The organism is Enterococcus malodoratus ATCC 43197 (genome assembly GCF_000407185.1).
Lineage (GTDB): Bacteria > Bacillota > Bacilli > Lactobacillales > Enterococcaceae > Enterococcus_A > Enterococcus_A malodoratus.
On sequence record NZ_KE136483.1, the window covers coordinates 419,422 to 435,943 of the forward strand.

The window sequence follows — 16,522 nt, forward strand, 5'->3', positions numbered from 1 at the left end:
GAACATGAAAAAAATAATGATCACAACCTTAACAATTACCAGTGTAACTTTATATGGTTTACAATTTGGAAGTTCTTTTGTACAAGCTGGTGAGGTAGATATGCCAATGGTAGAACAGGGAAATCAAGTTGAACGTGTTTCTACGGAAGATGGATTGAGTGAAGAATTGCCTGGAGAACTACCAACAGCCCCAGAGCTACCGACCGATCCAGAATTACCCGAAACTCCGGAGGTTCCTGAAACACCAGAAGTACCAGAGACACCCGAGGTTCCCGAAACGCCAGAAGTACCGGAGATTCCCGAAACACCGGAAGTCCCTGAAACGCCAGAGAAACCAGAACAGCCGGAAAAACCTAGTAAGCCAGAGGTACCTGCTCAACCAGAACAACCACAGATACCCACACCATCCAATCCAGGAGAAGACGTTGTATTGAATCCAACAGTAGAGGCACCCATAGAAACGGCGACAGGAGAACAAATTGTTTCAGTGAAAGACGGCGTAGCCTATAAACAAACGGCAGCCGGATTAGCACCCATTGAAAGTGAAGTCACTCCATTACCAGATGGAAACATTTCTATAAAGGCTGCGGATGGATCGACAAAAGTTTTACCAAATACAGGCGAAGCCTCTTACGAAAGTTTATCCGCTTTAGGTTTAGGCTTGATGTCAATGGTTGGATTGATCTGGAAGTTTCGATTTTTCAAACGGTAAGATGGCTCGAATAATCAAAAGGAGTTGTCTATTGAATGAAGGAGCGGCGAATTAAAAAGAAAGATAAAACAACTAGTGAAAAAATACCGAAAGTACGAAGGATTCAAACCAAAGCAATGAGACGTTTGTTTTGGTTAGGAATTCTTTTTCTAAGTGTTTCAGGAGTATTTGCCTTTCTTCAAACTCAAGGCTTACGAGTAAAAGTGAGTTCACTAAACAAAGTGGTCACTACTATTCAACAGAAAAGCAAAGAAGAGGCTAGTAGCTCGGTAGTGCTCACACCTGAAATTGAATCCTTTATGAACCGCTTTGTCGCATTGTACATGGCGGTTTCTGATGATAGTGAGACTCAAAAATTGAGACAAGAAACTCTAATGAACGATTACTTTGCCCAAGGAATCAAGGAAGGTAATTCGATCTTTTCAGGAAAGCGAACATTAAAGTCAGCCGCTTTTATCTCGTTGAAAAAAGTGTCAGGTGTTTCGACTGCTTCTTACAAAGTTACTTATATTATCGAAACAAAAGGAGAGGATGATCAACCAAAGGAAGTCACGGCCAGTCAACTATTGAATATTCCTTTCCAAACTTCTATGGCAGGAAGTCGAGTGATTTCTTATCCTTATTTCACTGCGTTAAAGGAAAACAAAGAGAAGGCAAAAATCTTAGATTTCGATCCGAATGATTTTGATTCAGTCAATGGTCATATCCGTAGAGAAGTAATGACTTATATTGAGGAATTTTTGGAGAAGTATGCGAAAAGCTCTTCGGCAGATATGCGCTATATGATGGATGATCCAGAAGGGCTGCAAGGTTCAGCGAGCATTGACGAAGTAACAGGCCAGGTATTCAAAGAAAAAGACCATTTTGTAGTGAAAGCAGCGGTCAAGTTCAAAGACAAAGGAACAGAATTGATTTGGCAAGAAAATATGTCTTTTGAAGTAGTAAAAAAATTGGGCAAGTATTATGTCCAGAAACTAAACCATACATGGTAGAAATGAGGGAATCACAAGATGGGATTAAAACAACTGTCTGATTTTATATTGGAACAAGGGAAATATGCGATTATCATGTTGGTCGTCTATTTGGCTTCCAAAAACTTTGCGAAGTCAAAAGTCGTTCAGATTATTTCTGCATTTGTAGGTGGAGCGATCGCTTATTTCTTCTTGAATGATCCAGAAAAAGTATTTGGTGGCATGGGTACGATTATTGAGAAGTTGTTTGGTGGTTAATCATGAAATGGGAACCGCACAATTACTCAGCAGCATTTAAAGAACCCTATCGCATACAAGATTTAGGGAATTTAGGTCGTTTGCCTGCACCAATAGCGGTGGTGAACATTGGCAGCTTCCTTTTTGTGTTTGGATTAATGTGGAGAGCTTTTCGTGATCCTATTCAACGAGGGGCTGAAATTCTGCCATTTTTACCAGCACTATGTTATATAGGTTTCCCAATAGCAAGCGTATTGTTATTAAACAAGGTTCAACCGGACGGGAAGAAGCTTTATTATTATGTCTTTGATCTTGTAATTTATTTGATAATAATTCATTGGCGAGATATATACTTTTTTAACGGAGCAGCATTTAGACAATCAGATATAAACGAAGTAATTAGATTCAAGAAATAGGTACAAATATTGTTTATAATATCATTACGATTCAACTAGTTATGCTCCAATTCGTTCTGTTATAATGAAATAAATCACAATCGTTTTCTTATATTAGAACAAGTTATTTCCTTATGAGAAGAGAAATGGGGGCAATTATGAAGCTGGATTTTAGTACCACGGTAATTTTTTCGAATAGTGATATTGAATTTGACAAACCTATTAATTTTGTTTTTGGAAAAAATGGTACTGGTAAATCAACAATTACTAGTCTTATGAATGAACAGTATGGCGATAGTCTGGATATTCGGGTATTTCAAGGTTTTGATTCTATTGTCGGTGAAGATAAAAAATTGAATGCTGTTACACTCGGTGAAGAGAATACTTCTATAAATGAACAAATTACAGATAAAGAAGCTGAAAAAGAAAATCTAATTTTAGACATAGAAAAAATGTCAAAGGAAATTAGGGAGCCTGAAAACAAAAAGATTAAGAATGTATTTTCGAAACTTGAAGATAGTAATAAAGAAAAGAAAAACAAGAGTAAAGAAATCGAGTCATTCTATACTCAGTCTGCAGCAACAATAGCCAAGGATAACCGACTAGTTGAAAATGCTCGCACATACCGTAAAGACACCTTTAAGCGCGAGATTTCATATGCAAATCTTCTTGAACAAAATGATATTGAAAAAAATAACAGTATACTAAAATCTGAAAAGAAAACAGTGAAAACTATAACATTTCCAAAAATTAATTTTGCTAAATATCAAGAGTCTGTGAATGAGATACTTGACGCTAAAGTAGAAAGTAAAATAGTATTAGAAGAATTATCTGATAATCCTCAAAAAACCAACTTTGCAGAAAAAGGAATGCATATACACAATTCTGGAGAGAAATGCTCTTTTTGTGGAAACTTTGTTACTGAAGAACGATTGACCATACTAAAAAAATATTTTTCGGCAGATGAAGTAGAGCTTTTAAAAAAGAGAATTCTAAACGGAAAAGAAAAAATTGAAGCTTTGAGAAACACTATTTCAGCTATAAAAGTAGACACAAATGATTTTTATCCTGATTACTTAGAAAGGGTAGGAGTTCTCAACGATAATATAACCGTATTAGTTAAGGATCAAGTTTCTTTTTTAGAGGCTCTTTTGTCTGCCTTAAATGAAAAAGAAAAGAACTTGTTCAAAGAGGAAGTAGCATTAAATTTAGATTTTCCAGAAAATTTTGATGATGTTATTTCTGATTATGAAGAAATAGTAAAATTAAATAATGATTTTTCAAATAATCTGAAAGCTAAACAAGATGAGGAAATGCGAGCTTTAAGGCTTCATGAAGTAAAAAAAATAATTGATAAATTCAAATTGGATTCTGAGCTAGTTAAGTTGGAAGCGCTAGATAGAAGAGAAGCAGAAGCACAAAGTAATTTTAATGTTGAAGTAGATAAAATAAGAAAAGAGAACGATAAAATTGGTGCAATTGACAATGAAATATCCGCTCTCAAAAACAAGACAAAAAATACAGAAAAGCTTGCGCATAATATCAACAACAAGCTAAGATATTTGGTATCGTTTGAAATGATCAGAAAGAAAGTTGACGATCAAGAATTTTACGAAACGCCGATTGTAAAATTAAGCTAGACAACTAAAAAAGCCATTTGTGCTACACTCAAAATAGTTCTGACCAAAGAATTATAAGGAGTGAGTACAAATGACCTATACCCATCTTACAACGGATGAACTTGTAATGATAGAGTCTTATTTCAAAATAAATCAATCTGTTGCGAAAACTGCGCATTGCTTGAATCGTTCAAGACAAACGATCCATAAAGTATACCTATTCTTCAAGCAAGGAAAATCAGCCTTAGAATACTATCAACAGTATAAGAAAAACAAATCAAACTGTGGTAGACGCCCGCTTGTTTTACCCGAGGAACAATCAGAATATATTCAAAGAAAGGTTGTTCAAGGATGGACACCCGATGTGATTGTTGGTCGTGCAGCGTTTCCTATTCGTTGTTCTGCTCGTACCATTTATCGTATGTTCAAAAAGGGGCTATTTAATCCTTCTGACTTACCGATGAAAGGCAAGCGTAAACCGAATGGACATCAAGAAAGGCGTGGAAAACAAGCTTTCCGCCGCTCTATTCATGAACGTGAAAAAGATTATAGCCAATTCTCAAATGAGTTTGGTCACCTTGAAGGTGACACTATCGTAGGTCTGAAACATAAAAGTGCTGTAATTACCTTAGTTGAACGATTATCAAAAGTTATCATCACATTGAAACCGTGTGGTAGACAAGCGATTGATATTGAAAAAAAATTAAATCATTGGTTTGAATCTGTACCGAAAAATCTATTCAAATCCATCACTTTTGATTGTGGAAAGGAATTTTCAAATTGGAAACAAATCAGTAATGCCAATGATATTGCCATTTATTTCGCTGATCCAGGAACGCCGTCTCAAAGAGGCCTAAACGAGAATTCTAACGGATTGTTACGTAGAGATGGTTTATTGAAATCTATGGATTTCAATTCAGTAGATGAATCTTTTATTCAATCTGTCACATCTAAACGAAATAATATTCCTAGAAAATCACTGGATTATCGAACACCTTTGGAAGTATTTTTGAGTTACGTAAGTATTGATGATTTGTCTAACTTAATTTGACAATTAAGAAAATAAAAAACCATCAAGGAGAAATAAGACCCATAACTGAGTTATCCACGGGCGAAAAGAATATTATTGCATTTTTATATTTTATTGAAAAACTCTCGGAAGTTTCAGATTCATCGAATGGTACTAACAAGGTTATTGTTTTTGATGATCCAATGACTTCAAATGATGATACAATGCAATACTTGATTATTGATGAACTACAAAAAGTAATAAAAATGTGCGATAAGAAAAGTTGTTCAGACCAGTTCATTTTGCTTACACACAATACTTTTTTCTACTTGAATTGCTCGTTTGAGATTAAAAATAGAAGAGATAAAAAAAATGCATTTGAAGAAAGCAATTTTTACAAGTTACAACGATGTGATAATCAAACAAAAATTAGTAGAATTGAGAATAAGAATCAAGACTTCAAGACAAACTATGAAGCTTTATGGCATGAACTAGCATTCTTGTACACAGAAGATAAACCCGAAATGATGTTAAATCCTATCAGACGTATTATTGAAACATATGTTGTCTTCAATGGAAAGGAAGACTTTTATAAGAACAACAAAGATGCAAAAAATTTATTCAATACTAATTCTCACTATTTTCCAGATTTGGAGGCTGATTTAAATGGAAAAGGTAGAGACGATATCAAAAATATGTTAAAAAAATGTTTTAGTGATAATGGAGCGGAAGTTCATTTTAATAAACATTGGAAGAATGCTAAAAAAAATGGATAAGACAAGAAGGACCTCAGATAACTGAGGTTCTTCTTAGAGGGTTAATCAATTATTATAGCTACACTTTCGGATTGAGCGTTTCAATCTGTTAAACTAAAGAGTTGGAGGATTCAATATGGGTATAAAAAATCCGATACGAAGTTTAAAAGATAATTTGCTATTAACTGGCAATAACGATATTTGGGCATACTACCAAGTATCGCCAAAAACGATTTCGCAAAATAATCCCAAGGCGATTCAAGAAAACAAAGAACAAATGGCAAATCTAATGCAGCTACTGGCACCTTATGAAGATGTGGAATTGATCATGTTCCCACGAACCATGAATTTATCCAGTCGATTCACGAAACTGTCTGAAGGTTTTGATCAAAATAATCCTGAGCTTGGCGAGTATTACTCCCAAGAAACAGTCAATTTATTGGAACGAGAAGGCACGATTTATCGTCCTTCTTTTTTGTTGGGAATAAAGATAAAAGACCAATATATTGCTGAAAGCTTGAAGGAGGCATTTAAGAAAATATCCAATGAACTAGCGGATGAGGTATTGGGCTTCGCTGGGTATGAACGAACTGACGGTGAAATGATCCTCGAACAAATCGCCTCAGTTTCAAACGAAGTCACTCAATTGTTGTATTCTTTTTCGATTCGTCCTTTGGCAAAAGAAGAAATGATTTACGTGAATCGTCTGCAATACATCAGAGGAATGCCGCATAAAATTGAGGATGAAGATCATTGGCAAGATATTGAAGATATTCAATCTGCAATCATTCGCCCGGTAAAGAATGGAAAAGGCATATTAAGAATTGAGGATGAACTAGGAGAAAGCTATTTATCTATTCTTCCGATCGGGACTTTTCCAGAGAATATGAGTAATATGAATATTTTCCAGTTTGCTCAAGATTTGAATTTTCCCGTAGAATTTAGAATGAAACTTCATTATCCAGAACTGGGGGGATCACAAGGACTCCAGATGCGAGCAGGTTGGTTAAACAATCGGTTCAAGGATGAACAAAATGATCAAGAAAAACATGGGGATGAACCTACGGATCGTGTTCTGACCATTCGCTATTTACTAAAACATATGCGAGAACGTATGAGTAACAATGAGCCAATCATTGACTGGCTGGGCTGCTTTGTTGTGTATGGGAATACGAAGGAAGAAGTTCGGCAGCGTAGTTTATCCATTATCAAACTATTGAGTCAAAGTGTACGAGTCTGTCGTGGGAAAAATGATCAAGTAAAACTATTCTATAAACTGTTAATTGGACAGCCGTTAGGAGGTCAGATGCATTGGAAGCAACGTACAAATGTTGATGCTATTGCAGAATTGCTTTTTGGGACGATCACAGAATTGGGAATGGATTCGGGTTGGTATATTGGCCGTCAAGATGTTGTCGGATTGAATGGTTCCAAAGGTGAAAAAACGGAGCTGGAAGAATTAATTTATGCCTCTAATAAGTATGTCTTTTTGAATCCTTTAGCAATTGCGGAAGGAATTAGAGGTGCGCTTTATGATGCGCCACACATGGCAGTTACAGGGAAAACCGGTAAAGGGAAAACCTTTCTTGTGGGATTAATTTTCCTCTATAGTTCCTTTTTAGAAGCCCAAAGCCTTCTGATAGATCCCAAAGGCGAAAAAAGAAAATGGTTCAAGAAACTGGTCAACAATCCATATTACCAACAGAACTACCCATTATTCGTACAACATTTAAATAGCATTAATTACGTGACATTGGATGCAAAAAAGAAGGAAAACTACGGTGTGTTAGACCCACTAGTTTATCTAGATCGAATTGATGCTAAACAAGTGGCACAAGATATGATCAATGAATTGAGTCCGTTAGGAAAGGATCATAAGCTAAAAGGAGCGGTATTAGAAGGCATTCAAAAAGTATTGACTCAACGTGAAAAGGGTGAACTGGTAGGATTAATGCATGTGGTTGATTGGCTAGAAAAGCATATGGATGAAAAAATTCATGAATACGGTCGTTTTCTACATTTAACGATTACTGATTCGATCTTGCGTTTAGGTTTTAGTTATGGCGAAAATAATGGACTGGATTTCAAAGAGAAAACAACCGTGCTGGAAATCCAAGATTTAACGTTGCCCAAAGATGATATTTCACCTGAATTATACTCTGATGCCGATAGAAAGTCCTTGTGTTTGATGATCAGCTTGGGACGTTTTTGTGAGATGTTTGGGAAACGTGACATTGAGCAGAAAACAGCCGTCTACTTCACGGAGGCTTGGGTCTTTAATAAATCGAATTCCGGTCGAGCAATTATTTCATCGATGGCTCGTGTAGGGCGATCTCAAATGAATCAATTGGTGTTGGATACTCAGTTTATTGATGATCTAGGCACAGAGGACGAAAAAGGAAACTATGGGATCGTCTTTGCTTTTGACGAGGATAGCGAACGAGACAAAATACTCACTCACTTGGGTCTTGAATGTAATGAAGAGAACCGAAAAGAAATGAAACGGATGATCAAGGGGCAATGTTGGATGCGTGATATTTATGGCCGTGTTGGGAAATTAAATGTTCACAGCCTGTTTGAAGAGTTCACGGAAGCGTTGAAAACAACAGAGAAAACGAGTAATAGTGAAGCAGAAGAACAGGTCGCATAGATCAATTCCTTGTAGACAAATGAAATCATTCATTGCTATACTTTTATGCAACTATTTAAAAGGTTGGGGCAAAATGAAAAAATATGGGATGGCTGCGTTACTATTTTTGACTTGTCTTCTTATGGCAGGCTGCGGTAAATCCATGAATAAAATGGATGATCAAACAAAAATTGCTGTGAAAACAGTCATGGATTTTAAGAGTAAATACAACAAGAAAGATAATGAGGAACGAAAAGATTATGATTTTGATTCAGGTTATTTTCCGACTGATTTATCTGAAAAAGATGCATTGCAAGTTTATTTGATGAAAGCAAAAAATGATGAGAACAATGTTTACTATATCAAGTATAACGAAACGGAGTATTCTGATCCTGACTTTAAAAAGAAAATAAAAGATCATGTTCGTGAATCTGCGGCAACTTCAAATGGAAAGGAATTCGAACCAATTTCTGAAACGGAATTTATCCAAGCGATTGAACAAGAAATTGTGACGAAAGTTTTTGAAGCAAAAGAATAGTTTATAAAAGGGTCTGGAAGCAGACTCTTTTTTGATGTCTAAAAATAAAAAAAAGGAGGGATTTAAAATTGGTCAGAACGAACAAACGAAGTCTGTTGTTTATCTTACTTCCCATCCTTTTGATCCTGCTTCTATCTGTATCAGCCTATGCAAAGTCGGATAAAGAAGCGATCTATACTGTGGGCAAATACCACCTTGATACTTTCTCTTCGTACATAGGTGATACAGAATTTTCACTTGGAAAGATGTTATTTGGAAAAAACGGGACAGACTTTATCCAGATGATTACTAACATGTCGTTTAGCACGAACAAAATTATTTGGCAGGTATTTGATTTTATTATCGAAAAACTCTATAAAGGAGCGGCAATGGATGGTCTTATCCATACCTTTTTCCAATTCTCTAAAAATATCTACGATAAGCTATTTAATGTGGTCGGTCTAGGATTAACTGGAGGATATGTCGTTTATATCTTCTATTTGAAGGTTTGTAGAAGTGGAAATCAGGCAAAGCGAGCCCTTGTCCGCTTTTTATGTGTAGTTGGTTTTTCAATTCTTTGGTTTGGAAATGGCACAGTAACCAGTCAGGGTGAAAAAATGACGAAGGATTTAAATACCTGGTCAACTGCTGTTGAAGGGTTAATTTTTGAAGCGACCAACGGAATTGATGATCTAAGTGTTGCGACCACCAGTGATGATGCGATCAAACAAATTCGTGAAATGTATTATCAGAAGGCGGTTGTCGATCCGTATCTATTATTAAATTATGGAACTACTGATATTAAAGAGTTAGAAAAGGCTGGGATCAAACCAACAGAGTTCTTGTCTGAAAGTATCAAAAGTGAAGCCTTAAAAAATATCTCTAATGTTGTGATCGATGCGGCAAAAGAAGATGATGAAAAAACAGAATCTTATCGTGCGTTCATTCAACCAACAAAGAGTATTTACAAAATGATCGTGGGATTAATGAGTCCAAGTTTAAATGTATCTGTTGGAATTCCTATCTTGATGATCGGAATGGTTCGTTTTTTATTCCAGTTAGGAGTGCTGTTGATGCTGTTGGCAATCGCTTTTATGTTGATCGTTTCCTTCTTTCCAGGCATGGATTATATGATTTTTCGTGGGTTAAAAACGTTTGTGGGATTTGTCTTTCAAAAATCGATTTATAGTGTGTTAATTCTAGTGGCGTTCCTTGTTTTCAATATTATTGATGATTTGATTCTAATGAATACCGTAGCTGGTTTTATCGGTAATATGTTTGTTCGAGGGATTGTTTCGTTGACCGTATTCGTAAAACGGAAAGATATTTTAGCAAAGCTGGGATTAGGACAAGCGGATCGTACATTAGCTGAGGCAAAATCCAAAGCACAAACTACGACAAGAGAAGTTAGCCGAACCATTCATCGAGGAAAAGATTTAACGGAACGAGCAATTTTAAGAGGAGAGAATGTTGCTGGGAAGATCCATCCAGGTATATTAGCGGCAAGTCAGTTGTTCCGACGAACAAAACAGCAACACGCCACACCAGTAAAACAATCGAATGCCAAGCCTTCGGAAATTGCTTATGGCAGAAAAAAACAATTGCCATTTGAAGGAGAGAAATTACTTGTAAATAGCCGACCAATCATTGGAAGTCCGCCTGCAAAAATGCCACATCCACGAAAGACGATAGAGGCACCCAGCGTACAAGTACCAACTCCAATTGGTGATCCCACTCCACTATCTGTTTCTGCTTTGCCAATTGATCAATTGATTCAAAATGGTAAAGTTACTGGAAAACCTAACTGGAAAATGAGCTTGGCACAACCTCCAAAAAATTATGTTGGTCAGTTAGTACCATTAACTCAGAAAACACCAAAGTTAATTGCGAATGATTCTTTGACGCAACAAATTACTCAATTGAAGCAATCTCGATCAATGATTACTAATCAAAACTCGTTACAAGCGGTGCAACAAATAAGTGGTCACACAAAAAATGATCGAACAATAAAAATGACGGGAAACTCAAAAGAGCAGATTACTATCGATCCAGGTTCAAGTGACCACTCGAATTATAGTGTATCAGGTAAAACGATTGAAGCAAAACTGGGGAAAGATTTTACTTTGCCGGAAGGCAGAAGCCCACAAATTTAACATGTACGTTCAACCCTAGAGAAAATCAGTCTCTAGGGATTTTTCTTTTTGGAGAGGATTGCTGGGATGGAAGAAACCAGAAAAAAAAGAGGCTGCGGATGTGGTCTCCTGGGCTGTCTGATTCCAGTTTTAGTCGTTGCTTTTTTGTTCATCTTGGGAATGTACATTATGGGCGTAGACGATGAAAACCTTTGTGAAGATAGACCTAGTGCGGTATCTATTAATATTGATAATGCTGGATCAGAAGAAAATGCAAAAGCTATTTACGATTTTTTTATAACGGAACTTGATGCAACGAGTCAAGGTGCAGCAGGGCCAATGGGTTGTATGGATTTTGAAAGCGGCGGATTTAATCCAGCCATTGAAAATCCATCAAGTGGCGCGTTCGGTTTGGCGCAATGGTTAGGTTCTCGGAAAGAGGCGCTACGATCGTTTGCGGCAGAAAAAGGGAAAGAGATGTCGAACTTAGGAGTCCAGTTGGAATTTCTCAAAAAGGAACTAGAGAATCCATATTATGCCAAAGCGAAAGCTGCATTACAATTAACCGATGTTCACGAAGCACAGCACCAATGGTTGCTTTGGTTTGAAGGACTCAGCCAAGATTCTTCTCAATGGCATTCAGAAGAGCGAAATGCTAGGGCAGACAAATGGTTTGCGAAGTTTGGCAGCAGCGACCCCATTTCTGGGGCGGCTATGGAAAATGCAGCAAAAGGTCAGTTAGAAAGTTTAGCAGCAGAATGTGCCTCTGCCAATAGCGGTGATGGCGGCGACATTCTTGAAGTGGCACGAGGACTATTGGGTTACTTTAGTTATTCCCAAGAAAAACGAACTCAACTTGGGACGGTCGAGAATCCTGATAAAAATGGATTTGCGGATTGTTCCAGTTTTGTATGGTTTGTATTGACGAAGGCTGGATATAAAACGCCTCAAGTACCTTGGGCGACACCTTCCATGACAACGGATGCACGAGGAGCAAAACAATACCTTCAAGAAATCCAAGAAAGTGAAGCGAAAGCAGGCGATATTATCGTGGTGAATCTGGGGACTGGGTTCGGAAATGACGGACATACCGCGATCCTAGCAGAAGATTATCATGGTACGAGTACAAAGATCATTGAAATGGGCGGATACGGTGCCGAATCAGTACATGAAGGGCAAATCGATACGTCATTCGGGTATCTTTTAGCAGGTGATATTTGTTTCGCGAGGGCTGTTGGCGCACCAGCAGAGGGCAAAGGTCAAAAAGGTTCATTTAGTGCATTGAAGCAAATCAATCAGAACGCAGGGAAAGTTGCATATGGCGTCTACTATTTCGACGATAAAAAATATCTATCGAACAATAATAATGATCAAATGATTTCAGCCTCAGTCATTAAAGTATTCATTATGGAGTATCTATATGACAAAGGCCGAACTGGTGAAACAGCAGGAGGTCAATCTGTTCAAAGTCTGATAGAGCAAATGATTACTGTTAGTGATAACAACGCCACGAATATGTTGATTGATCATGTTGACATGGAAACATTAAATAGCTACTTCACGGAGAAAGGCTATTCTGGTACGAAATTGCAGCGGAAAATGTTGACACAAGGCAGTGAAAATTACACCACACTTGAAGACACGATGAAATTTCTTAAGACTTTATACGGAAATCGTGAGAATCAAAAGTATTCCGCTATACTTGAAATTATGAAGCGCCAGCAAGTGAAGACAAAAATACCAAGTCAGTTAGATGTTCCTGTGGCAAATAAAACTGGAGAACTTGCGATGGTGGAAAACGATATAGGGATCGTTCTGAGTGATAAGCCTTATGCGATCGTTGTATTGACGAATGATGTTTCAAACTCTCAAGGTGTTCGAGCTGGTATTGGAGGCTTGGCAAAAGAAGCAAAAAAATAAGAAGGAGAAAATATGAGAAAAAAGATATTAATCAAACTGATTTTTGTGTTAGTTACTCTTGGTATAGGCTTTTGTAATGCTAAGCAGCAGCAAGAAACGATTTCTTTAAAAGAGTCGATTGCAGTTCTGAATAAGAAAAATAAAGACCTCGCAGATAAGGAAGAAGAGTTGCATCAGAAAAATGAGCGTTTAGAAAAACAGGCAGAAGACTCTTCTGAGTCATTGAAAAAAATTCAGAGGCAATGCATCAATTCGGGAGTAGATGTTGACTTAAACACTGATTTCATCAATATAGTTACCAAGTTGTTCGAGGCTAACTTGAATTTTACGCCTGAAAATTATGAGAATAGAAAACGGGAAGTATCTGGCTATTTATCAGATGAGCTAAAAAAAGAGTATTTCGGTCAAAATAGAGATACGTATCAAGATGCTAATGAGACTACTTCTAAATTGGAATCTCTAGAAATTTATTCTCAAGAGGTAAAAAACAATGAGTTGTTAGGGGTTACAATTGTTTATCATAGGAATAAACAAATCAACAAAGAGTGGGTTAACGGAATGAATATTTTCAAAATTAAGTATAATATCCAAACTAATAAATTCACTGAAATAATCAACTTAGGTAATGGTTATTCCGGTAATATGACGAGCTGATTGTTCAAGGTATCATAATTGTCAATCTGTTTAGATTGACAATTAACCTTTGTGAATAAATCATTATATCAATGAAATTTCACAAAGGTAATTATACTAGGCACGATTAAAATCACGACAATCTATAAAGTGGTACCCTTTTCTATCAGTTTCGCAGCTACTACATTTTCGTGAGGGATGTACGTATCTAACGAATTCACAGCTATTTCTGCCATCAATGGAATATTTTGGTCTATTGATGTGATGGGGTAAATAGCGTTGTCAGATACTGGGGAATTATCATACCCGATTATTTCTAACTCTTCTGGTATTTTTATCCCTTTTCGTATGCAGTCTCTTTGAAGCATATTTGCAATATCATCGTTTGAGCAGAAAACACCCATTTTTTTATTTGGATATTTTTCAAGTAAATTATCTAGAACCACAGACATAGTAGTGGATGCTTCTTCAGAATATGGGTCGGTCAGTTCTTCACGAATGATTGTTTCATGAAGCGCATCCTTCACTGAAAATTCAAATCCTACAATTCGTTTGAAGGAAGGCCAATCATCATAATATCCATTATTAATATGGATCAATACTTCACATCCGTCAGCCATCAATTTTTCCCCAGCAAGCTTGCCACCAGTATAATTATCGTTATTGATTTGGCAAAAATCCCCACCAGCACGCTCAATTGAGATGATGGGAACATCTAATTTTTCAATGTTCTCTGAATCCAGAATATGACTTAATAAAATAATCCCTTTTACACGATAGGACTTTAACATGTCGATGACGTTTAGTTCTTCTTCTTTCGTATCTCTTGAGGTATAAACAATAAAACTGTAGTCTTTTTCTTCCCCAAATTGAATGAGCTGATTCAGCAATTCTGTGTAGAAGCTAAGGTGTAACTGAGGGAAAATGACGCCTACAAGATTAGATTTTCCTGTTACTAATATTCTGGCAACGTTATCCTGACTATAATTTAATTCTTGAATCACTGCTTGTATTTTATCTTTTGTTTTTTGTGATAATAGCTCTGGTTTATTAAAATATCTTGAAACAGTAGTTAGGGAAACACCACTTTTTTCTGCGATCGCCTTTATTCCCACTTTGTCCATATTTGTGCAGCCTCTCTTTACCTGATGGTTTACGTAACTCAAATGACTGTAACGCTTCGAGTGGAAGCGTTTGTAAATTACTGTCTAGTTATCATACGGCTATCATACAATGTGGAATAGATAATTTCAAGCAATTTATGAAAATATTTTCATTAAAATGCGTCATTTGGATTTCAATATTAAAACACTTTTTTTGGGATAAGAAAGAGTGTGCCATCGGGAACGGCCTTTTTCTAAACTAAAATTCGTTCCTTCCTTTTTTATTTCTAATCCCATTTTAACGAATTAGAGAAAATATTTTTGAAAACGTTTGACATTAATAATTTCATATTTTATACTTACGGCGTAGGGTGTTAGAAAGAGCTTACAAAAATGAAAAGGAGGTAGTGAATCAACTAAGATTAACTTGGTTCCTTTTTAACACTGTGTATAGATTTGTAATGAAAGCGGTTCATAAAAAAGCCGCCAAGATTAGGTTTGAATGTATTGCTGGAATAATTGATTGTCATTTTCATTTAATTCTTAAATGGTCGAAAAGAAAGGTAGTGGAAAAATGAAAAAGAATAAAAAGAGATTTGGCGTGTTTGCTTTAGCGGCTTTGACACTGGTAAGCACATTAGTACTTTCTGCTTGTGGAAATGGTTCGGAAAGTAAAGAAGCAGGAAAGGACAAGACAATTACAGTCCTTGTAGAAAGTGGAAGTCCTGCTGAGAAGATCGCTAATAGTACTGCTGATGCTTTCAAAAAGGAAACAGGTTATAAGGTAGTGGTCGATTCAGTTCCTTATTCTGGAATGTATGACAAAGTTTCGACAGAAGTGAAATCAAAATCGGCGGCTCATGATGTTGTTTGTCTGGACGTTCTCTGGTTATCCGCTTTTGAAAACGCATTAACACCACTTAATAAATCAGTGGATGACAAGATCACTTCTGATTTTCTTCCGACACTTGAAGAGGGTGGGACGTTGAATGATAAGTTGTTAGGACTTCCGATGTGGATTAATAGTAAAGTACTCATTTATAGAAAAGATCTCTTTGAAGATGAGAAAAATAAAACAGAATTCAACAAGAAATATGGTCACGATTTAAAAGTCCCTACTACTTGGGAAGAATACAAAGAATGTGCGGAATTCTTTACTAAAGATGATATGTATGGAACCGCTGTTTTCGGGATGGCATCTGGAGATACGGTTTGTAGTTTCCTTGATCAAGCATCACAGGCTGGAGCAAAACCGTTAGTTTTAGGTAAGGATAATGAAGTATTGGTTGATGAAAAACCTTATGTTGATGCGTTGCAATATCTATGTGATCTCTATGAAAAAGGCTATGCACCTGAAGAAACACTATCTGTCGCATCTACTGAGGCTCAGGAAATGTTTAATAATGGAAAACTTGCGATGCAATTAAACTGGAGCCATCAATATCCGGCTGCTTATGAACTGAATAAGGAAAAAGTTGGTGTAGCACCAATGATCGGCGGCTCTGCTGGTGTAGCCGCTACAACAGGACCATGGTATCAATGTGTGATGAAAAATTCTGAGAATCAAGAGGCAGCAATCGAATATCTGAAATTTATGTATGACAATAACGAGAAATATATGACTGAAGGTTCATTGAAGATCGCAGGGAGAACGTCCATATATGAAAAGTATGAAACACAAGCAGGCGATGAGCATCTCGGAGCTGTATTAGAAACGTTAGATAATGATTACTCTCAAAATAGACCTGCTACTCCTTATTGGACAGAAATTGAAGAAGTGCTAGCTAAAGCTGTTCAGTCGGCGTTATCTGGAAAAGCGACTCCTAAAGATGCTCTTAAAGATGCGAAATCTGAAATTGAGACCATCATAGAGTAAGACAAGAACAAGGA

Annotated in this window: 14 protein-coding genes; 13 read left to right on the forward strand and 1 reads right to left on the reverse strand. The window is 36.7% G+C overall.

The window, feature by feature from the left end; translation table 11 throughout:
- Positions 1–4 precede the first annotated feature (4 nt).
- From I585_RS17450 to I585_RS17505, 12 genes are all read left to right on the forward strand, one after another.
- Positions 5–712 (forward strand): LPXTG cell wall anchor domain-containing protein, encoded by a 708-nt coding sequence (locus I585_RS17450; protein ID WP_010740707.1) that lies wholly within the window; start codon positions 5–7, stop codon positions 710–712.
- A 35-nt stretch (positions 713–747) separates the two neighbouring features.
- Positions 748–1,704 (forward strand): conjugal transfer protein, encoded by a 957-nt coding sequence (locus I585_RS17455; RefSeq protein WP_010740706.1) that lies wholly within the window; start codon positions 748–750, stop codon positions 1,702–1,704.
- An 18-nt stretch (positions 1,705–1,722) separates the two neighbouring features.
- Positions 1,723–1,941, forward strand: coding sequence for a TcpD family membrane protein (locus I585_RS17460; RefSeq protein ID WP_010740705.1), 219 nt, complete (start codon positions 1,723–1,725; stop codon positions 1,939–1,941).
- Positions 1,942–1,943: 2 nt separating this feature from the next.
- Positions 1,944–2,336, forward strand: a complete 393-nt coding sequence (locus tag I585_RS17465; RefSeq protein WP_010740704.1) for a TcpE family conjugal transfer membrane protein — start codon at positions 1,944–1,946, stop codon at positions 2,334–2,336.
- A 125-nt stretch (positions 2,337–2,461) separates the two neighbouring features.
- Entirely contained in the window at positions 2,462–3,955 is a 1,494-nt protein-coding gene (locus tag I585_RS17470; RefSeq protein WP_244266020.1) for an AAA family ATPase, read from the forward strand.
- Positions 3,956–4,025: 70 nt separating this feature from the next.
- Complete coding sequence (locus tag I585_RS17475) at positions 4,026–4,985, forward strand: IS30 family transposase (protein WP_002330482.1); 960 nt, start codon at positions 4,026–4,028, stop codon at positions 4,983–4,985.
- Positions 4,982–5,719 (forward strand): AAA family ATPase, encoded by a 738-nt coding sequence (locus tag I585_RS17480; RefSeq protein WP_010740702.1) that lies wholly within the window; start codon positions 4,982–4,984, stop codon positions 5,717–5,719. The genes I585_RS17475 and I585_RS17480 overlap by 4 nt, the downstream gene beginning before the upstream one ends.
- A gap of 115 nt (positions 5,720–5,834) precedes the next feature.
- Complete coding sequence (locus I585_RS17485; protein ID WP_010740701.1) at positions 5,835–8,348, forward strand: ATP-binding protein; 2,514 nt, start codon at positions 5,835–5,837, stop codon at positions 8,346–8,348.
- A gap of 73 nt (positions 8,349–8,421) precedes the next feature.
- Positions 8,422–8,865 (forward strand): hypothetical protein, encoded by a 444-nt coding sequence (locus tag I585_RS17490; protein WP_010740700.1) that lies wholly within the window; start codon positions 8,422–8,424, stop codon positions 8,863–8,865.
- A 68-nt stretch (positions 8,866–8,933) separates the two neighbouring features.
- Entirely contained in the window at positions 8,934–10,997 is a 2,064-nt protein-coding gene (locus I585_RS17495; protein WP_010740699.1) for a CD3337/EF1877 family mobilome membrane protein, read from the forward strand.
- 66 nt (positions 10,998–11,063) lie between these two features.
- Positions 11,064–12,896 (forward strand): phage tail tip lysozyme, encoded by a 1,833-nt coding sequence (locus I585_RS17500; protein WP_010740698.1) that lies wholly within the window; start codon positions 11,064–11,066, stop codon positions 12,894–12,896.
- Between the two features lie 12 nt (positions 12,897–12,908).
- On the forward strand, positions 12,909–13,550 hold the full coding sequence (locus tag I585_RS17505) for a hypothetical protein (protein WP_010740697.1): 642 nt from the start codon (positions 12,909–12,911) through the stop codon (positions 13,548–13,550).
- A 122-nt stretch (positions 13,551–13,672) separates the two neighbouring features.
- Here the strand turns inward: I585_RS17505 and I585_RS17510 are convergent, their stop codons facing one another.
- Positions 13,673–14,653, reverse strand: coding sequence for a LacI family DNA-binding transcriptional regulator (locus I585_RS17510; RefSeq protein WP_010740696.1), 981 nt, complete (start codon positions 14,651–14,653; stop codon positions 13,673–13,675).
- Between the two features lie 553 nt (positions 14,654–15,206).
- Between I585_RS17510 and I585_RS17515 the strand changes: the two genes are divergently transcribed.
- A complete protein-coding gene (locus tag I585_RS17515; protein WP_010740695.1) occupies positions 15,207–16,508 on the forward strand; it encodes an ABC transporter substrate-binding protein in 1,302 nt (433 codons plus the stop codon).
- The last annotated feature ends 14 nt before the right edge of the window (positions 16,509–16,522 follow it).